Here is an 18,636-nt window from a genome sequence, read left to right as displayed (position 1 = left end):
CAGTCTCTTTCTGTTAGCTTCCCGGTTGCGGTTCCGGGGAAAGGTCCCCGCCACCATCACCAGGGTTATCCTTGCGGGCACCGCCGGTGCTTGGCACCGTGGAGCGACGTCCGCCACCGGCATCCTTACCGCCACCGGAAGAATGGCCCGGACGGTTGATTTCCTCGCCGCGCAGCAACGCGTCGATTTCACTACCCGACAGGGTTTCATATTCCAGAAGACCTTTGGCAAGCTTGTGCAGGTCATCAAGATGTTCGGTCAGAACGCGCTTGGCGAATTCATAAGCCTCGTCAGAGTAACGACGGACTTCTTCGTCAATCAGCTGAGCGGTTTTTTCCGAAACGTTTTTGTGCTGGGCAACGCTGTGACCAAGGAACACTTCTTCCTGGTTATCAACGTATTTGACGTTACCAAGCTTGTCGGAGAAGCCCCACTCGGTCACCATCTTGCGCGCATATTGCGTCACCATGTTGATGTCCGAAGAAGCGCCCGTGGTGACCTTGTCCTTGCCAAAGATGATTTCCTCAGCCACACGGCCACCCATGGCAACCGCAAGGTCGGAGATCAGCTGTTCATAGGACTTGGAGACCTGATCACGTTCCGGCAGGCGCATCACCATACCGAGCGCACGACCGCGCGGGATGATGGTTGCCTTGTGGATCGGATCGGAGGCCGGGGTATGGAGTGCGACGAGGGCGTGACCACCTTCGTGATAGGCGGTCAGCTTTTTCTCGTCATCGGTCATGATCATGGAGCGACGTTCCGCACCCATCATGACCTTGTCCTTGGCGTTCTCGAAATCGGCCATGGTGACAACACGCTTGCCAAGACGGGCGGCCAGAAGAGCAGCCTCGTTAACAAGGTTTGCCAGATCCGCACCCGAGAAGCCCGGGGTACCGCGTGCAACGGTGCGCAGATCAACATCCGGACCCAGCGGAACCTTGCGGGCATGGACACCAAGAATGTGTTCACGGCCTTCAAGATCCGGGTTCGGCACAACGACCTGACGGTCAAAACGACCCGGACGCAGCAATGCAGGGTCCAGAACGTCCGGACGGTTGGTTGCGGCGACAAGGATTACGCCTTCGTTGGCTTCGAAACCATCCATCTCGACGAGGAGCTGGTTAAGGGTCTGTTCGCGTTCATCGTTACCGCCGCCAAGACCGGCACCACGATGGCGGCCAACGGCGTCGATTTCATCGATGAAGATGATGCAAGGTGCGTTTTTCTTGCCCTGTTCGAACATGTCACGCACACGCGATGCACCGACACCAACGAACATTTCAACGAAGTCGGAACCCGAAATAGTGAAGAACGGGACGTTTGCTTCGCCAGCAATTGCACGCGCCAGAAGCGTTTTACCGGTACCCGGAGGGCCGACAAGCAGCATGCCTTTGGGGATCTTGCCGCCAAGGCGCTGGAATTTCTGCGGGTCACGCAGGAAGTCGACGACTTCTTCAAGCTCGCCCTTGGCTTCTTCGATACCTGCAACGTCTTCAAAGGTGACGCGCCCGGATTTCTCGGTCAGCATCTTGGCCTTGGACTTGCCAAAGCCCATGGCCTTGCCGCCGCCGCCCTGCATCTGACGCATGAAGAAAATCCACACACCAATGATCAGAAGCATCGGGAACCAGCTGATCAGCGCGCTCATCAGAGGCGACAGGCTTTCCTCAGGCTGTGCGATGATGCGCACGCCCTTGTCATTCAGCTTTTCGACGAGGTTCGGATAATCCGGGGTGTAAACATTAACAGAGCGACCGTCGCGCGTTTCTGCAGTCAGGTTGTTGCCCTGAATGGTGACTTCGGAAATCTGGCCTGAATCCACTTCGGCCAGGAAGTCCGAGAATGCCAGCGACGACTGACCGGACCGTCCGGAGGGCGACTGAAACAGGTTAAACAGCGCCACCAAAAGGATGGCGATAATAACCCACAGTGCGAGATTTTTTCCCATATTCATTCCAAGCTACTGGTCGCAATTTATGTGTGCCATGACGCAAAACTTCCTGCGCAGGGTCTGACAATCAAATAGTCATAAGCCCCGCTTACGCAAGTAGGTTGTCGGGTTTCGGTGACGATTTGAAACCACTTTCCCACAAAGGTACTTGCGGCGCAAACTGCCAACTGCCACCTGATGCGATCTGGCCCCTGCCCAGAGGCCGTTCGCAACCGGCGGCGGATAGTACGTCGGAAAGCTCCGAAACCTCAAGCCCGCCAACGGATAACAAGCCTTCTTTATCGTAGAGTGCAGGCATGGATGCAAGGGCTGCGCGCGGTAAATTACCAATAAATGGTGCAATTTCGCGCAATGCGGTCCGAAAAGACTTCGTGTGAAACACATCACAAAGACCAAGCGGCCCGATCCAAAGCCCACTTTGCGCACCAAAACCGGCGTCATCTGCCTGCCATTCAAAGCGATTATCGAACTTCACAACGCCGGATAAGGGAAGCGATTCTGTATCGAGTGCGATCGGATCCTTCGCCATCCGGCCAAATTCCCGGTAAACGCAAATCCCGCCTTTCCGGCCATGTAAAACACAGCCCCCAAGACTGATCCGTGCGGTGTTATCGGTACGCAATCGATCAAGCGCGCCAGCCAGTTTATCGCGTGCGGGCATATAGGAAGCCCCGCGGACGGTGCGCACCACCTGCCCCAACGTATGGATCGCGGCATCGCGATCTGCATCGGCGGCCAAAAGCACATCTGCATTGAGGATGGCAATGCCATTGGCGTGCAGGGTCACTGCGTCAGCCAATAGGCGTCCAATGCTGCGTTCAAGGTTGTGCCGGGTTGCGGCATCACGTTTCAGGTCGACGTCGGCCGAGGCGTCATCGGCAAGCGCATTGCGGACACGCACACGTTCGAATTTTTCATCCCGGTTTGACGGGTCTTCGATCCATGGCTGCTGGCGGGCCAACAAGGTGGCGACGAGATCGGCTTTGGCAATGCCCAGAAGTGGCCGAAGCAAACGGCCATGGCGCAAAAACCGGCGCGCTGACATGCCAGCCTGCCCCAGCGGGGTTGTACCACGGTCGCGGCGCATGGCGATGGTTTCGCGTTGATCGCTGGCGTGATGGGCAACCAGCAAATGGAAGACGCCGATCTCCTGCATCAGGTCGTTAAAAATCTGATAGCGGGCCTGACGGGCCTTTTCCTGGACCGCGCCCGTTGGCTTTGCGCCCTGCCAGACTTTGGTGATGTGTTCGATCTCGTATCGGGCAAGCTCAGCCGCGACCCAGCGGGCCTCGTCGGCAGCGGCCTTGCGCAGGCCGTGATCGACCGTCACCGCAATCACCTGCCCGCCGCGGGCCTGACACCAGTCATGGGCGAGCACGGCAAGGGCCATGCTGTCGGCCCCACCCGAAACACCGACAAGCAGCTTGGGCACGCTTTCAAACGGGGCGAATGCCATCATCAGCTTATCAAAGACAACGGCGTCCAGTGGAGTTCCACGGGACGCCGTATCCTGATCATATGATGACGTAACGTTGTCGATCATTGAATTTGATTACTGCGGGCAACCACGGTTCTGGCGTTCCTGACGGGCACGATCCAGAACGACGTTGGATGCGTTCGGGAAATTATCCAGCAGGTGGCCAAACGCCGTGCAGGCATCTTCGTTCTTGCCAAGATTTCCGAGCGACATGCCAAGTTTCAGGAGATTGTCCGGTGCCTTGGTGCTGTCAGGATAGGTCTGGAAACCTTCGGTAAAGGCGATGGCGGCATTTTCATACTGGCCACGCACATAATAGGTTTCGCCCAGCCAGTATTGCGCATTGCCGGCCAGCGGATCATTGGGATGGTTGCTGACGAAATTGCCAAGCGCCTGTTCGGCGGCATCAAAATCCTGACGGCGCAGAAGGCCAAAGGCCTCGCGATATTGTTCTTCCGGGGTGCCGGTGGTTGCCGCAGCACTCTGGGCCGGCGCGGCGTTATTGCTTGCAGCTGCACCTGTCGGGATTTGCGGCGGCTGACCTTCGCTTTCGATCACACCAAACAGCTGGGTGCCACGATTATTAAGCTGTTCGCCAGTCCCTGCACCGCCCTGCCCGGCCGTCGGAGCAGCGGCGTTGCCTTGGGCTGCTGCACCAGCAGCAGGTGCCGCGCTACTGGCAGCCCCGTTGGTGGACACAGCACCACCTTCAAGCTGGCTTAAGCGGAAATCGATATCGGAGACCAGACGTTCGAGACGGTCTTCCATTTTGCGAATGCGGAAGTCGAATTCTTCAAGCTGGCCGGTCAGCTGGGTGGTTGTGCGTTCAAGCGCGCTGATCTGGACCTGCTGACGGGCAGCAGCTGGGGTTGCAGCCCCGCCATCACCAGAAGATGCAGCGGCCTGCGCAGCATCACCTGTGCCTTCGCGATAGACATAGCGCTGCAAAAGATCGAGGTCCTTGCGCAGCTGTTCGACCTGACGCGACATGTTGGCGTCTTGCGCGTGGACCGTTTGAGACCCGAGTGATGTCATGCCAAACACGGCTCCGACGGCAAGGGCCATCAGGAGGTTGCGGCTTTTGGACCGGCTTCTTGGCGAAATGGCGGATCGAACACGGATCATTTTCGGGTCCTTTGTCGTCAATTCAGTCTTTGAAAGGTCACTATGAAAATTCATGTCGTGACTTTCAAACATTTTCAGGCGGCAAAAATAAGGCGCCTGCCCCGAGCGGGACAGGCGCCTTGATCTTCAAGTCAGGCTTTCACCTGCACGCGCTTAACGGATAACCGAAACAGAGCGGCGGTTTTTAGCCCAGCTTTCTTCGTCATGGCCAAGAGCAACCGGGCGCTCTTTACCATAAGAAATGGTCTCAACGCGCGACGGGTCGATGCCCAGAGCGATCAAGTAATCCTTGACCGAGTTCGCGCGGCGTTCGCCGAGTGCAAGGTTGTATTCACGGGTGCCGCGTTCATCGGCATGACCTTCAACAACAACTTTGTACTGCGGATATTTCTTCAGCCAAGCGGCCTGAAGTTCGAGGGTGCGACGTGCTTCACCGGCAAGATCGTATTTATCGAAACCAAAGAAGACGCGGTCACCAACGTTGACAGCGAACCACTCAGGGCTGTTTTCAGCCAGAGAGCTCGAAGACGACGCGCTAGAAGAAGTGCTTGCACCGTCGCCACCAGTGGTTGCCGTGCTATCAGGTGCAGTTTCACAAGCAGCCAGAAGAGCGGCAGCTGCAAAAACGCTGAGAATACGAAGTTTCATTTAAGTTTTCCCCTTAACACCGGACGCATTCGCCCGAGGTTGGTGTTTTCCATGTCTCGCGACACCGAAAATGCCCGCGATTAAAGCGAATCGCATTCAGTGCTTCGCGATGACTATACTCTTGAGATATCAGGGAATCAAGGGCGACCATGCAGGATCCGACCCATCCGCCGGTGTAACGATCTCTCGCTCGTTATAACCGGTAAGATCAATCGAATACAAACGATAGCGATCCTTGGTCCCGTCCCTGGACGGGTGCTGGCGGTAGTACATCAAAACTCGACCGTTCGGCGCCCATGTGGGTCCCTCTACGAGATACCCCTCGGCCAGCAGCCTTTCTCCACTGCCGTCTGGCCGCATGACACCGATATAGTAACGACCTCCTTCGGATTTGGTGAATGCAATCAGGTCACCGCGTGGCGACCAGACCGGTGTGGCATAACGCCCGCCACCGAAACTGATGCGTTGTGCCCCGCCACCATCAGCATTCATCACATAAAGTTGTTGTGCCCCACTGCGGTCGGAGTTGAACGCAATGCGCGACCCGTCTGGCGAATAGGAAGGCGAAGTATCCACGGCCGGATGACGCGTCAGCTGACGTTTTTCGCGCGTACGCAGGTCGAGACTGTAAATTTCACTGTTACCGTCAAGCGCTTGCGACATCACAACCGAGTTCCCGTCTGGCGCGAATCGGGGTGCAAAGGTCATCCCCGGAAAATCGCCCAGCAATTCCAACTCGCCACTATCAATATCAAGTACATAGACGCGCGGCTTGTCGTTAAAGTACGACATGTAAACCACTTCCTGTGCCGTCGGCGAGAAACGCGGGTTCAGCACAAGGAACCGGCCATCGGACAGGAAGCGGTGGTTCGCACCATCCTGATCCATGATGGCCAGACGTTTGGTCCGGTTATCGGCCGGACCACTTTCAGAAACATAAACAACGCGCGTATCGAAATAGCCGGTTTCGCCGGTGATACGCTTATAGATCTCGTCGGCGATCTTGTGCGCGATGCGGCGCCAGTTGCTCGGCTGCGTGCGATAGGCAACGCCCGACATCTGGGTTTCGGCCAGCACATCCCACAGACGGAATTCAACGCGCAAAAGACCATTCGCTTCGGTCACAACGCGACCATTGACCAGTGCCTGGGCATTGATCGCGCGCCATTCCGCGAAGTTCGGGTTCACCGCCAATGACGCTGCACTCTGAATGAATGCATTTTCATTGATCGGTGAAAACAGCCCGGACCGTTCGAGATCGGCGGCAATCACCTGGGTCATGTTCTGACCGATTTCGGTTTCGGCAACGCCTTCGCCCGGGAAGCGGGTGACGGCAATTGGCATCGGTTTCAATTCACCCCGGGTGATATCAATCCGGAGTTCCGCCTTTGCCGGCGACATGAACCCGACATTCAGGCCAGCGACAACGGCAAGGGCGCACAGTGCCGCGACACTGCCTTTAGCCCAAAATCGTTTTTTTGCGTTGGTCTTGATCGTCATCCTGCCTCGCTATTTTCCACGCGTGTTCAAGAACTTGTTTGTTAAAGGCCCAGCATTTCACGCATGTCAAAATTGAACGTGAATGTGCGCCACATTTCGTATTTATCCAGCGGCAGTTTTAGAGGACTGCATTGCGGATTTAGCACTGCTCGCAGGGCACTTTCCGCAATCGTACGGCGGGAAGTATCGCCCTGAATTTCGTTCAGGTTGCTGATCCGCGCCTGACGGACGGTTCCGTCAGGGTTTGCGCTGACATGAATTTCAACCGCAAAGTTGCCTGCTTCCTTGGCCCCTGCCGGCGGGCTCCAGCATCTTTCGATCTGACGTTTGACGGCATCAAGCTCGCTCATGGTCAGATTGGCATCAAGACGCGTTGCCACAACCTCGCTGGCATTTTCCTGCGGTGTTTCTTCCTGCTGCGGTTCCGGTGTTGCCTGCGAGGTTTCCTTGAGCTTGCTGACATCCTTCAGAACGCTCATGAGGTCGCGTTTCTTCGGCTCTTCCTTTTTCGGTTCCGGCTTTTTGACCGGTTCCGGTTTCGGCGGCGTCGGTTTAGCAGCCGGCTTTACAGCGGCAAGCTCTGTCGGTTGTGGATCAGGCTCTTTTTTGACCTCTGGCGTCGGGACCGGCTCTGGCTTTGGCGCAGGTTCCGGGGTCGGCTCAGGCACGGGTTCCGGTTTTGGTTCGGGTTTCGGCTCTGGCTTTGGTTCCGGCTTGGGCTCTGGTTTTGGCTCGGGCTTCGGTTCCGGCTTGGGTTCGGGCTTTGGTTCCGGTTTCGGCGCCGGTTTGGGTTCCTCTTTCGGTTCAGGCTTTGGCAAAGCCTTGGTCGGCGCGGCAGAGAATTCATCCACCGTCACGACTTCCACCGAAATGGACTGCAAATCCAGCGGTGTTTCATCAAACAGATCGGGCAGCCCAAGCCACGCCACCAAAAACAGGGCGACGTGCAGACCAAGCGATATGAGAGCGTAACGCAGCATAATTCGATTACGAACCCTTTGCCGGCAATTCGGCGATCAGGGCGACTTTGGTGAAGCCGGCATCCTTGATCAGGCCCATGACCTGCATCACGCGGCCATAATCAATTGCCTTGTCACCGCGCACGAAGATGCGGGTGTCGGCCTTGTTCTCGGTAATCGCCGCGAGCTTTTCGGTCAGGGTGTCCTGCGCGATTTCGCTATCCATGATGTAGATCGTGCCTTCGGCCGAAACCGACACCACCAGCGGCTCATCCTGCCCGGTCATGGGGGCGGCACTGGTTTCGGGCAGATCGACCTCGACCCCGACCGTCATCAGCGGGGCTGCGACCATGAAGATCACGAGCAATACGAGCATAACGTCAACCATCGGGGTGACGTTGATGTCACTCATGGCAGCGCGCCGGTTCCCCCGGCGACCGCGACGGCGTCCTCCGCCTGATTTGGCAAGTTGAGCGCCCATAATCAGTCTCTCGTGTCGTCAAGTTGGCGCGAAAGGATCGAGGAGAACTCGTCCACGAAAGCTTCGAGGCGGTTGCTGTACCGGTTCAGGTCACTGGAAATCTTGTTATAGGCAACCACGGCCGGAATGGCGGCAACAAGGCCCATGGCGGTTGCAAACAGTGCCTCGGCAATACCCGGTGCAACGACCGCAAGCGAGGTGTTTTTGGAAGCCGCAATCGACTGGAACGACACCATGATGCCCCAGACGGTCCCGAACAGACCGACAAACGGTGCGGTCGAACCGACCGATGCCAGGAAGGTCATGTAGCGTTCCACCCGGTCCATTTCACGGCCGAGGGTAATTTCCATGGATTTTTCAAGGCGCTGCTGAAGGCGGGCGCGCATGGTGTCGCCATGGACACCCTTGGCGTTTGAACGGCGCCATTCACGCATGGCCGAAACAAAGATGGCTGACATCGGATCGCGCGGCTGATCGGCGATGCGGTCATACAGGTCTTCAAGTGATCCGCCCGACCAGAAGGCTTCTTCGAAGGTGTGGGCCTGAGCGCGCAGTTTGCGCAGCCGCAGGATTTTCTCAATCACAATCGCCCATACCCAGACAGAAGCCAGCAAAAGCCCGATCATCACCGTTTTGACGACCAGTCCAGCCTGCATGAACAGCCCCCAGAGAGACATGTCATGCGCCATGACCGACTGCCCCAGCGTTACCGCGTCGACCACTTGATTTTCCATATTCCCGTCAGTCCTTTGTCACATCGAGACATCGATTAAATACTGTTCTTAATTCATCGGGCAGGCGTTGTGCCCGAAGTCCTTCCAACGACATGCAGGCGAGATAAATCTCGATCACCACAAGTTCGTCGCCGTCACGCATGATCTTTTGTTCAAAGCCAAGCGATGCGCCCCCAAGCTTGATCACCCGACTTTCGACCGTCAGACGGTCCTCCAAAAGAGCTGGACGTTTGAAGTCGAGCGTACAGTGTCGAACGGCTATGGCAACTTTGTGGCGTTCTGCAACATTTCGATTGGTAAAGCCCAAGAGGTTAAGCATCGCTGAACGCGCCCGTTCGGCGAAGGCAAGATAATTGGCGTGATAGACCACGCCACCTGCATCGGTATCTTCGTAATAAACAATAAGCGGATAGATATGCCGCTTGCCTTCAAGGTGCCCCAGAAGGACTTCATGATTTTTTTGCGACATCAGGAATCGTCCCCGGGCTGACCATCAAACAGATCGGAAAGCGGCATGCCACCGGCTTCGCGCGGCGGGGTCAGACCAAGATGCTTGAAGCCCTTAACGCCCAGCATGCGCCCGCGCGGGGTGCGCTGGATCAGCCCCTGCTGGAGCAGATAGGGTTCGATCACATCTTCGATGGTATCGCGTTCTTCCGAAAGGGCTGCGGCCAGCGTATCGACACCAACCGGGCCACCGCCATAGTTGCTGGCGATACAACTAAGATAACGACGGTCCTGGCTATCAAGACCAAGGTTATCGACCTCAAGCCGGGTGAGTGCGGCATCGGCAATAAATTTATCGACCGGTGATTTTTCCGCCACTGCGGCAAAATCACGCACACGACGCAACAAGCGACCGGCAATACGCGGGGTACCGCGCGAACGGCGTGCGATTTCCATCGCACCTTCTTCGGTCATGTCGAAATTCAGAAGCTTCGCACCACGCGCAACGATGCTGACCAGTTCTTCGGGCTCATAGAACCGCAAGCGCAGCGGAATACCGAAACGATCACGTAGCGGGGTCGTCAAAAGGCCCGAACGGGTTGTTGCGCCCACAAGCGTAAAGGGCGGCAAATCAATCCGGACAGAGCGGGCAGCTGGCCCCTCGCCGATGATCAGATCAAGCTGGAAGTCTTCCATCGCCGGATACAGGATTTCTTCGACCGCCGGGTTAAGGCGATGGATTTCATCAATAAACAGAACGTCGCGCGGCTGCAGGTTGGTCAGAAGGGCTGCAAGGTCGCCGGCCTTGGCAATCACCGGGCCGGAGGTTGCACGAAAGCCGACACCAAGTTCACTGGCAACGATTTGCGAAAGTGTGGTTTTACCCAGTCCCGGCGGACCGAAGAACAGGACATGGTCCATGGCTTCTTCGCGCGCACTGGCAGCCTTGATGAAGACATCAAGGTTTTCGCGGACTTCTTTCTGGCCGGTAAAATCATCAAGCCGACGGGGACGCAGCGATCCATCCTGATGGTCTTCTTCGCGACGCTCACCACTGAGCAGACGGTCTTCTTCTTCGCTCACGCGCTAAGCTCCTTTAGTCCCAGACGGATCAGGGTATCAATCGACTTGTCATCACCGGCCTGCTGGGCGGCCTTGCCGACCGCGCCGAAGGCTTCGGAGCGGCCATAGCCCAGATTGACCAGTGCGGATACGGCGTCTGCCAGAACAACGCTATCATCAACGACCGGTTCGCTTGGCGCTGTGTCCGCGCTCACATCAGCAGCCGGTTTGGTCGATTTCTTTGATTTTGCTGCGGGCTTGGCGTCATCAGCTGCCGGCGCTGCGGGGGCTGCGACCGGGCCAAGGTTGAGCTTGGCGGCCTTGTCCTTAAGCTCGCCGACAATACGGGTCGCGACCTTGGGGCCGATTCCCGGTGCGCGGCACAGGGCCGTGGTATCCTGGGCTGCCAGCGCGCGCAAAAGGTCGGTCGGGGTCAGCACAGATAGCAAGGCCAGTGCGACTTTGGCGCCAACACCCTGCACGGTGGTGAGCAATGCAAACCATTGCTTTTCAGCGTTATCGGCAAAGCCATAGAGATGAATGTGATCTTCGCGGACATGGGTTTCGATCATCAACCCGGCGTCCCCGCCCTTGGGCGGCAGCATGGAAAGTGTTCGGCGGGAGGCAAAAACCAGATATCCGACACCGTTGACATCAATGATGACGCTGTCTTCGCCGATGAAATCCACAATTCCGCGCAGTTTGGCGATCACCTGTATTTTCTCCCGTTTCGTGTTGGCTTTGATGCCATTGAATTGGCAAGCGACCGGTTCCCGGCATGTTGCGCGTGACAGATGGCAACGGCAAGGGCGTCAGCAGCATCCGGCCCGGCAATGTCACATCCCGGAAGCAGGGTCGAAACCATCATTTCGACCTGTTGCTTGGCGGCATGACCGGCACCGACCACAGTCTTTTTGACGGCATTGGGTGTATATTCCGTTACCGGAATGCCATTGCGTGCCGGGGCGAGTAGCGCAACACCACGCGCCTGCCCCAGTTTCAGGGTCGAGACCGGGTTCTTGTTCACGAACGTTTCTTCGACCGCGGCTTCATCGGGTGTCCAGACCTTGATGACTTCCATCAGGCCGGTATGGAGCTGATCAAGGCGTTCGGCCAGGGTAAGTGACTGGGTAGATGTCACCACACCATTGGCGACATGACGCATACGGTTGTTATCAAGGTCAATGACCCCCCACCCCGTACGTTGCAGACCGGGATCAATCCCGAGCACTCTGACCACTACATCCCCCAAAGAAAACCGGGTTCCAGATACAAAACACCCGCCATTCAAAAGCGAAAGGCGGGTGTTGGCAAATATTAATTAGCTGTCGAGGCCAGCAACGATTTCGTCGGTCCAGTTGACGTTGGTCCAGACATTCTGAACGTCATCGTTGTCTTCGAGAACATCAACAAGCTTCATGATGCTCTGTGCCTGATCAACCGTGATGTCGGCTTCGGTGGTGGCACGGAACACCATCTTTGCGCTTTCCGGATCGCCGAATTTCTCGGTCAGGGCTTCACGCACGGTGTTGAGGTCTTCGATCTCGGTATCGATGATGTGGTTTTCTTCATCGGATTCCGCGTTGGCCGCACCGGCTTCAAGCGCTGCTTCGAAGATTTCATCCGCATCGGCCTTGTCAGCCGGATAGACGATTTCGCCCAGACGGTTGAACATGAAACCAACCGATCCGGTTTCGCCAAGGTTACCGCCATGCTTGGTGAAGGCAGCGCGCACTTCGGATGCGGTACGGTTGCGGTTATCGGTCAGTGCTTCGACGATGACGGCAACACCGGCGGTGCCATAGCCCTCGTAACGGACTTCTTCGTAGTTGTCGCCCTCGCCAGCACCAGTCGCCTTTTTGATTGCGCGATCGATGTTGTCCTTGGGCATGTTCTGAGCACGGGCAGCAGAGATCGCCGCGCGCAGACGCGGGTTGCTGTCGATATCTTCGCTGATTTTCGCGGCAACGGTGATTTCGCGCGCGAGTTTGGTGAAGATCTTGGCGCGCTTTTTATCCTGCGCACCTTTGCGGTGCATGATGTTCTTAAATTGGGAATGGCCGGCCATAACCTAAAACCTGTCGTCATTGAACTCATTTTGGAACGGTATCGGGCGATACCTCGCCGGTCATACGGGCGTTCCCTGACAGACCAGCCCGTTCGGGCATGCACAGGGTGAGCATTCACATCTGCGACATACGCGAACGAAAATTTCGACCGCTCCTATATCCTGTTTGCTCTGCGAGGTCCAGCCATGCTTGGTCACAACGCAGAATATCGAAAAGAAACGGCAAGGTTGAAGGAGCTTCAACCGTATTCAAACCCTATCCTATCCGAGGATAGTCCTGCCCTATACGCGGATAGATGTTGCAGACCACATGATATTCTTTCATTAATAAACATTGCAGTAGAACATTAAACTAAAGAAGAACACTCTCAGGGGTCCAAGCTGACGCCACCCACACAGGATTTAAAAGGATCCTGTGGCGCCAGACACAAACCGAATGGACAAAGAAGCCATGCGGGAACAGCTAGGAAACAAAGGTTAGATAGAATGGGAACTAAATTCGGGGTCCAAAGCAAACTATTGATATCGTTTGCTGTGGTTGGATTGATGGCGGTTATTTCTGCCATCGTCGGGGCTGTCTCCTTCAACCAGTTCGGTAACGCGCTTAGCACCATTACCGAAGAAAAACTTCCGCCGATTGCTGCTGCGCAGGCACTGGCAACCGGCAGTGCGGAAATTGTCGCAATCGCCCCACGCATTGTGGCCGCGACCAATCCGGAAGAAGAAACCGCGATCAACGACGAACTTGCAGTTCGCCTTGAAGAGCTTGGTGTGCGCATCGCCGAGATTGAAGCTACAGGCTTCATGCCCGCTGTGATCGCAAGCATCAATGACAATCGCGCCTTGCTTGAGGACAACCTCAAACAACTGCACGATGTCACGCAGGAACGCTTCCAGATCAGCGACGAGAAAGCAAGCAAGCTCGAAGAGTTCCAGAATCTGGCCAAACGGTATGGCGATACCCTGAAACCGGTATTGTCCTATACCCAGAATGACATCGCACAGGGCAGCGAATATGCCGCGTCCTTCGCCGATGATCCGTCAAAGAAATACGGCGCGGACAAGGACGAGATCCTTGAGTCCTTCCAGAAATACGCAAGCGCGATTGAAACCCGCAGCCCGATCCTTGATATCGAACGCCTTGGTTCGTCGGCTGCGAACATGATCATCGCCAGCACCACGGAAAACCAGGCCGTGCGCCTGTCGATCATTCCGGTGCGTATTCGCGGGACATATACCGACGCGCTGAGCAAGCTTGAAGAACTTGATAACGATCGCCTCAAGGCATTCTATGTCGATCTGATCGACAAGATGCAGAAGCTTTCGGTTGGGGACGGCAGCCTGCCCGACCTTCGCAAGCGCGAACTTGAAGCAACCGAACAAAGCCAGGCACTTGTCGTACAGAGTGGCGAATATGCCAACGCAATGCGTAACAGCGTTGCCGAGCTGGTTGCCGGCCTGAATGCCGAAGTGGACGAAGCTGCCGCCCAGGCATCGGTTGTCGAGAAACAGAGCCTGACCGCGCTGACCGCTGTTGCAGCGATTGGTGTTGTGATCTCGCTTCTGATTTATGTTCTTTATGTTCGTGGCAACGTTCTGCGTCGTCTTGGACTTCTGCAGAAAACCATGGTCCAGCTTGCCGATGGCAATCTTGAGGTCGCGGTTCCGGCCAAGGGCAATGATGAAATCAGCGCCATGGGCCGTGCGGTCGAGGTCTTCAAGAAGAACGCCCTTAAGGTGCAGGAAATGCAGGCCGAGGAAGAGCGTCTTAATCATGAACGCAACGAAGCGCTTCGTGATGAGCTGCTGGCACTGGCCGATACGCTGCAGAACGAAGTTGAAAGTGCAGTGAATGAAATCGCGGCCCTTGGTGATCAGCTTCAGGGTGTTTCGGGCCAGATGACGTCGAGCGCGGAACTGGTTTCAGGTCAGACCGAAGACGTTGCAAGCTCTGCACAGGAAGCCACCGGCAATGTTGAAACGGTTGCAGCCGCGACCGAACAGCTGTCGGCGTCGAATGCGGAAATCAACCGTCAGATGGCGGAATCGACCCGTATTTCCAACGAAGCATCCAGCCGCGCACAGGAAACCAACGAACTGGTTCACAGCCTGTCGCTGTCTGCAGATCGCATTGGCGAAGTGATCGCCCTGATCACCGACATTGCCGAGCAGACCAACCTGCTTGCCCTTAACGCGACCATCGAAGCGGCCCGTGCGGGTGATGCCGGTAAAGGCTTTGCGGTCGTTGCCGCCGAGGTCAAAAACCTTGCCAACCAGACGGAAAAAGCCACCGAGGAAATTTCTGGCCAGATTTCTGGCATTCAGAAAGCCACCGGTGAGTCCGTTAATGCCATCGGCGATATTGGCCGCATCATTGAAAACATCAATGAAATCGCGACCACGATCTCCGCTGCCGTTGAGGAACAGGGTGCTGCCACCGACGAGATCACGCGCAACGTGCGAGGGGCTGCGGACCGTACCCGTTCGGTGTCTGCATCGATCAACGAAGTGGCAAATGAAACCAGCAAGACCGGCGAGCTTTCCGGTCAGGTTCTGGCCACGGCACAGGATGCTTCGCAGAAGGTTGAAAACCTGCGGTCGAGAATTAACGGTATCCTCGATGATCTGCGCAAGCAGGCACATGACCGCGCTGCTTCCTGATAATTCTTATATGCTTAAAATCGAAAGGCCCGCCAATGGCGGGCCTTTTTTGTGAGTCGCGTCCGTAAAAACCCGCCTCCCCCACCTGGCACGCAATACAGCCGATGAAAAAATGACCTGAATTCAACACCCGTCGCTATACAGACGTACAGGTTTGGCCAAAAACCCATGATTGCGGCAGGGTTGCTATGTTATAGCTGACCCTAATAATAATAAATCAGGCCCCACTTTACTTCCCGTGATCCTGTTCGGGGCAGGCATCGGGTATCCCCAAAATGTGGCTTGGCAGGGAACAAACGTTCAAACGACGTACATACATGCGTCGGCACAAGTTGTGTTGACGCTTGTCTCTTTGGTCTATGGGGTAAGTTGAATATGGCTTTAAGTATCAAGCGCGGCGCCAAGCCGTCTTCGCCAAAAAAGAAGAACGTTAAGAAAACGAACAAAGCAGGACTGGGCGTACGTGAAAAACTGGCAGGTGCCTTTTTTCTAGTCGGTCTGATTGCAATCCTCGCCGCGGCCGTATCGGTCTTCTCTTTCACGAAATTCGGCAACCAGCTTGACAAGATTGCCTATGAGCAGCTTCCGCCGATGTTTGCCGCACAGCAGCTTGCCACCACAAGCGCCAAGATCGTGGCATCCGCACCGCGCATTGTTGCCGCCTCGACTGTTGAAGAGGAACAGGCCGTCAAGGCTGACTTGGATGTCATGCTGGCCACCTTGCAGGAAAACCTCGGTGTACTGAGCCAGTCCGGTCTTCCGGAAGAAACTCTGTCAGTGATCGAAACCAATGGCCAGAGCCTTGCCGAGGCGCTGCAGGAACTTCACGACACCACGATCGAGCGGTTTGAAGTTGCTGGCGAACTGTCGTCCTCCATCTCACAGTTCCAGCAGCTGACCGGCAAATTCAATTCTATGATCCAGCCGATCCTGTCGGCCTCCCAGACCAAGATTACCGCTGTGACCAGCCAGGTTCATGATCTGCGTCAGGCAGGTGCCTTCATGACCCAGGAGCAGGAATCCTCGATCAAGGGTCTTCTGTTCGAGCTTGATGAACTGATGGCAGCTCAGGCCCCGATCCTGGCACTTTCGAATAACGGTGCGGAAATCACCAACACGGTTCTGTCAGCAGCGTCTTCGAATGATCGCATGCAGCTTCGTATCATGGGGGTTCAGGTGCGCGGTGCGGTTGGCCTTGTCGCCAACACCATTGCCGAGCTGCCCAATGAGAAGCTCAAGAAGTTCTATGACGGGCTGCTGGGCGATATCAAGAAGCTGTCGATGGGCCGCAAAAGCATTTCGTCGCTACGCAGCAACGAACTTAAGCTCGCCGACGAGCAGATCGACATCGTCGAAGACAGTGCTGAATTCGCTGCTGCCATGGAAGACGGTGTGAACGCCCTTGTGGCTGATCTTCAGTCCGGTGTTGATGGTTCGGCCGATGCAGCAAGCACACTCACCCAGCAGAGCTCGTTTGTGATGTATGGCGTTGGTGCAGCCGCAATCGTGATCCCGCTTCTGATCTATCTGGTTTATGTGCGTGGCAACCTGCTGCGTCGTCTGGCCGGTCTGCAGAAATCGATGATTTCGCTGGCCGATGGTGATCTTGAGGCCGCTGTCCCGTCAGGCGGTAGTGACGAGATTTCCGCCATGGGCCGCGCGGTTGACGTCTTCAAGGCAAACGCGATCAAGGTCCGCGACATGCAGGCCGAAGAAGAACGCCTGAACCGTGAACGCAACGAAGCCCTTCGTGACGAGTTGCTGTCACTGGCCGATACCCTGCAGGGTGAGGTCGAAAGTGCGGTAAATGAAATCGCCACACTGGCCGAGCAGCTTCAGGGCGTGTCGGGTCAGATGACCGACAGTGCCGAACTGGTTTCGGGGCAGAGTGACGAAGTTTCGAAATCGGCAGATGAAGCCACGGGCAATGTTGAAACGGTTGCTTCGGCGACCGAGCAGCTTTCAAGCTCGAACGCGGAAATCAACCGTCAGATGGCGGAAACCACCCGCATTTCGAACGAAGCTGCCAAGCGTGCCCAGCACACCAACGAGCTGGTCAACAGCCTGTCGCAGTCGGCAAGCCGTATTGGCGAGGTGATCGCACTGATCACCGACATTGCCGAGCAGACCAACCTGCTTGCACTTAACGCGACCATCGAAGCTGCGCGTGCAGGTGATGCTGGCAAGGGCTTTGCGGTTGTTGCCGCCGAGGTCAAAAACCTTGCCAACCAGACAGAAAAAGCGACCGAGGAAATCTCGGGCCAGATTACCGGCATTCAGAAAGCCACCGGGGAATCTGTCAGCGCGATTGGCGAGATCGGCTCGATCATTGATAGCCTCAATGAGATTGCCACGACCATTTCGGCAGCTGTTGAACAGCAAGGGGCCGCTACCGATGAGATCACGCGCAACGTGCGTGGTGCGGCGGATCGCACCCGTGCGGTTTCGGCATCGATTGCCGAGGTTGCCAATGAAACTGGTCGTACCGGCCAGCTGTCGGGTGAGGTTCTGACCACCTCGCGCACTGCATCAGAGAAAGTCAGCGAAATGCGCACGCGTATTTCCGCGATCCTTGATGACCTGCGCCAGCAGGCCTGTGATCGCGCCGCCTGATCTCTAGAAAACACCTAAAACAACAAAGGCCCGCCATTTGGCGGGCCTTTTTCTTTGCTCGCATCCCTGCGGCCTTGGGTCAGGCGCTGGGCCAACTGCCTTTAAGGCGGCCGCCGATACGGACCGATTCAATGCGTTTGGCAAGGCCCGTCTTGTCATCGGTTTCAACATAAACGCCACACACCGTCGCCGGGCCTTCTGCCGGCTCAAACCGGCCGGACGGCATTTTGGTGATGAATTTGCGGACCGAGTTTTCCTTTTTCATGCCGATGACGGAATCAAAATCACCGCACATGCCAACATCGGTCTGATAGGCCGTGCCATTTGGCAGGATCTGGGCATCGGCAGTCGGCACATGGGTGTGCGTGCCAAGCACGAGCGATGCCCGACCGTCACAATGATGGCCAAACGCCATTTTTTCCGAGGTGGTTTCAGCATGAAAATCAAGGATCATCGCATCGACATTCTTGCCAAGCTTGTGTTTGGCAAACAGCTTGTCCGCCCCCTGGAACGGGCAGGATAGCGGATCCATGAACAGGCGGCCCATCATGTTGATCACGCATACCTTCTTGCCTGATTTGGTTTTGAAAACGTAATCGCCATTGCCCGGCGTGCCGTCCGGGAAGTTCCAAGGACGCAGCAGTTTTTCATCTTCGTCGATATAGGCGATGATTTCGCGCTGATCCCAGACATGGTTGCCTGTGGTCAGGACATCGGCACCGGCGGCGTAGAATTCCTTGCAAATCTTTGCCGTCACGCCAAAGCCGTGGGCTGCGTTTTCGACATTCACCACCGCGATATCAACCGAGAGACGGTCACGTAGCATCGGGAGCGCTTCGAGCGCTGCCTTGCGACCGGATTGCCCCAGAACGTCGCCAAGATGAAGTAAACGCATTGTGCTTCCTGT

General features: G+C 56.3%; 16 protein-coding genes. 2 read left to right on the top strand and 14 right to left on the bottom strand.

Annotated features, from left to right (window positions below; genetic code table 11):
* Positions 1-13: 13 nt before the first annotated feature.
* From ftsH to CMO10_RS16270, 13 genes are all read right to left on the bottom strand, one after another.
* Positions 14-1,957 carry an ATP-dependent zinc metalloprotease FtsH gene (ftsH, locus tag CMO10_RS16330; RefSeq protein ID WP_044828582.1) on the bottom strand — a complete coding sequence of 648 codons (1,944 nt, stop codon included), beginning with the start codon at positions 1,955-1,957 and terminating at the stop codon, positions 14-16.
* An 85-nt stretch (positions 1,958-2,042) separates the two neighbouring features.
* Entirely contained in the window at positions 2,043-3,413 is a 1,371-nt protein-coding gene (tilS, locus tag CMO10_RS16325) for a tRNA lysidine(34) synthetase TilS (RefSeq protein ID WP_297024252.1), read from the bottom strand.
* A gap of 93 nt (positions 3,414-3,506) precedes the next feature.
* Complete coding sequence (gene ybgF / locus CMO10_RS16320) at positions 3,507-4,556, bottom strand: tol-pal system protein YbgF (RefSeq protein WP_297024250.1); 1,050 nt, start codon at positions 4,554-4,556, stop codon at positions 3,507-3,509.
* Between the two features lie 153 nt (positions 4,557-4,709).
* Positions 4,710-5,204: a peptidoglycan-associated lipoprotein Pal gene (pal, locus tag CMO10_RS16315; protein WP_297024248.1), complete on the bottom strand. Its 495-nt coding sequence runs from the start codon at positions 5,202-5,204 to the stop codon at positions 4,710-4,712.
* Between the two features lie 129 nt (positions 5,205-5,333).
* Positions 5,334-6,704 carry a Tol-Pal system beta propeller repeat protein TolB gene (gene tolB / locus CMO10_RS16310; RefSeq protein WP_297024247.1) on the bottom strand — a complete coding sequence of 457 codons (1,371 nt, stop codon included), beginning with the start codon at positions 6,702-6,704 and terminating at the stop codon, positions 5,334-5,336.
* A gap of 41 nt (positions 6,705-6,745) precedes the next feature.
* On the bottom strand, positions 6,746-7,684 hold the full coding sequence (locus CMO10_RS16305; RefSeq protein WP_297024245.1) for an energy transducer TonB: 939 nt from the start codon (positions 7,682-7,684) through the stop codon (positions 6,746-6,748).
* Between the two features lie 7 nt (positions 7,685-7,691).
* Positions 7,692-8,144 (bottom strand): protein TolR, encoded by a 453-nt coding sequence (tolR, locus tag CMO10_RS16300; RefSeq protein WP_297024243.1) that lies wholly within the window; start codon positions 8,142-8,144, stop codon positions 7,692-7,694.
* A gap of 2 nt (positions 8,145-8,146) precedes the next feature.
* Positions 8,147-8,878, bottom strand: coding sequence for a protein TolQ (tolQ, locus tag CMO10_RS16295; RefSeq protein ID WP_167721624.1), 732 nt, complete (start codon positions 8,876-8,878; stop codon positions 8,147-8,149).
* 7 nt (positions 8,879-8,885) lie between these two features.
* Complete coding sequence (locus CMO10_RS16290; protein WP_297024240.1) at positions 8,886-9,347, bottom strand: YbgC/FadM family acyl-CoA thioesterase; 462 nt, start codon at positions 9,345-9,347, stop codon at positions 8,886-8,888.
* Positions 9,347-10,408 (bottom strand): Holliday junction branch migration DNA helicase RuvB, encoded by a 1,062-nt coding sequence (gene ruvB, locus CMO10_RS16285; protein WP_297024238.1) that lies wholly within the window; start codon positions 10,406-10,408, stop codon positions 9,347-9,349. Before ruvB ends, CMO10_RS16290 begins: the two co-directional genes overlap by 1 nt.
* Positions 10,405-11,100, bottom strand: a complete 696-nt coding sequence (gene ruvA / locus CMO10_RS16280; protein ID WP_297024237.1) for a Holliday junction branch migration protein RuvA — start codon at positions 11,098-11,100, stop codon at positions 10,405-10,407. Before ruvA ends, ruvB begins: the two co-directional genes overlap by 4 nt.
* On the bottom strand, positions 11,097-11,627 hold the full coding sequence (gene ruvC / locus CMO10_RS16275; protein WP_297024234.1) for a crossover junction endodeoxyribonuclease RuvC: 531 nt from the start codon (positions 11,625-11,627) through the stop codon (positions 11,097-11,099). The genes ruvA and ruvC overlap by 4 nt, the downstream gene beginning before the upstream one ends.
* An 81-nt stretch (positions 11,628-11,708) precedes the next feature.
* Positions 11,709-12,455 carry a YebC/PmpR family DNA-binding transcriptional regulator gene (locus tag CMO10_RS16270; RefSeq protein ID WP_044828571.1) on the bottom strand — a complete coding sequence of 249 codons (747 nt, stop codon included), beginning with the start codon at positions 12,453-12,455 and terminating at the stop codon, positions 11,709-11,711.
* Between the two features lie 486 nt (positions 12,456-12,941).
* Between CMO10_RS16270 and CMO10_RS16265 the strand changes: the two genes are divergently transcribed.
* The gene (locus CMO10_RS16265; protein WP_297024231.1) at positions 12,942-15,116 is read left to right on the top strand and encodes a HAMP domain-containing methyl-accepting chemotaxis protein; all 2,175 of its coding nucleotides are present in this window, start codon (positions 12,942-12,944) and stop codon (positions 15,114-15,116) included.
* A 375-nt stretch (positions 15,117-15,491) separates the two neighbouring features.
* Entirely contained in the window at positions 15,492-17,729 is a 2,238-nt protein-coding gene (locus tag CMO10_RS16260) for a methyl-accepting chemotaxis protein (protein WP_297024230.1), read from the top strand.
* A gap of 79 nt (positions 17,730-17,808) precedes the next feature.
* On the opposite strand, the gene CMO10_RS16255 is transcribed toward CMO10_RS16260, so the two are convergent.
* Positions 17,809-18,624, bottom strand: a complete 816-nt coding sequence (locus tag CMO10_RS16255; RefSeq protein ID WP_297024229.1) for a TIGR00282 family metallophosphoesterase — start codon at positions 18,622-18,624, stop codon at positions 17,809-17,811.
* Positions 18,625-18,636 lie beyond the last annotated feature (12 nt).

Origin of the sequence: Thalassospira sp., assembly GCF_002709775.1 — a bacterium.
In the GTDB taxonomy this organism is placed as follows: Bacteria; Pseudomonadota; Alphaproteobacteria; order Rhodospirillales; family Thalassospiraceae; genus Thalassospira.
Note: the sequence above shows the minus strand (reverse complement) of the source record. Positions and strands in the feature narration are given on the sequence as shown.

Bases quoted from the DNA above. Each gene is read 5' to 3' on its own strand.
- tolB (WP_297024247.1), bottom strand. From the start codon at position 6,704: ATGACGATCAAGACCAACGCAAAAAAACGATTTTGGGCTAAAGGCAGT.
- CMO10_RS16305 (WP_297024245.1), bottom strand. From the start codon at position 7,684: ATGCTGCGTTACGCTCTCATATCGCTTGGTCTGCACGTCGCCCTGTTT.
- CMO10_RS16290 (WP_297024240.1), bottom strand. From the start codon at position 9,347: ATGTCGCAAAAAAATCATGAAGTCCTTCTGGGGCACCTTGAAGGCAAG.
- tolR (WP_297024243.1), bottom strand. From the start codon at position 8,144: ATGGGCGCTCAACTTGCCAAATCAGGCGGAGGACGCCGTCGCGGTCGC.
- CMO10_RS16265 (WP_297024231.1), top strand. From the start codon at position 12,942: ATGGGAACTAAATTCGGGGTCCAAAGCAAACTATTGATATCGTTTGCT.
- CMO10_RS16260 (WP_297024230.1), top strand. From the start codon at position 15,492: ATGGCTTTAAGTATCAAGCGCGGCGCCAAGCCGTCTTCGCCAAAAAAG.
- CMO10_RS16270 (WP_044828571.1), bottom strand. From the start codon at position 12,455: ATGGCCGGCCATTCCCAATTTAAGAACATCATGCACCGCAAAGGTGCG.
- ybgF (WP_297024250.1), bottom strand. From the start codon at position 4,556: ATGATCCGTGTTCGATCCGCCATTTCGCCAAGAAGCCGGTCCAAAAGC.
- ftsH (WP_044828582.1), bottom strand. From the start codon at position 1,957: ATGAATATGGGAAAAAATCTCGCACTGTGGGTTATTATCGCCATCCTT.
- pal (WP_297024248.1), bottom strand. From the start codon at position 5,204: ATGAAACTTCGTATTCTCAGCGTTTTTGCAGCTGCCGCTCTTCTGGCT.
- tolQ (WP_167721624.1), bottom strand. From the start codon at position 8,878: ATGGAAAATCAAGTGGTCGACGCGGTAACGCTGGGGCAGTCGGTCATG.
- CMO10_RS16255 (WP_297024229.1), bottom strand. From the start codon at position 18,624: ATGCGTTTACTTCATCTTGGCGACGTTCTGGGGCAATCCGGTCGCAAG.
- tilS (WP_297024252.1), bottom strand. From the start codon at position 3,413: ATGATGGCATTCGCCCCGTTTGAAAGCGTGCCCAAGCTGCTTGTCGGT.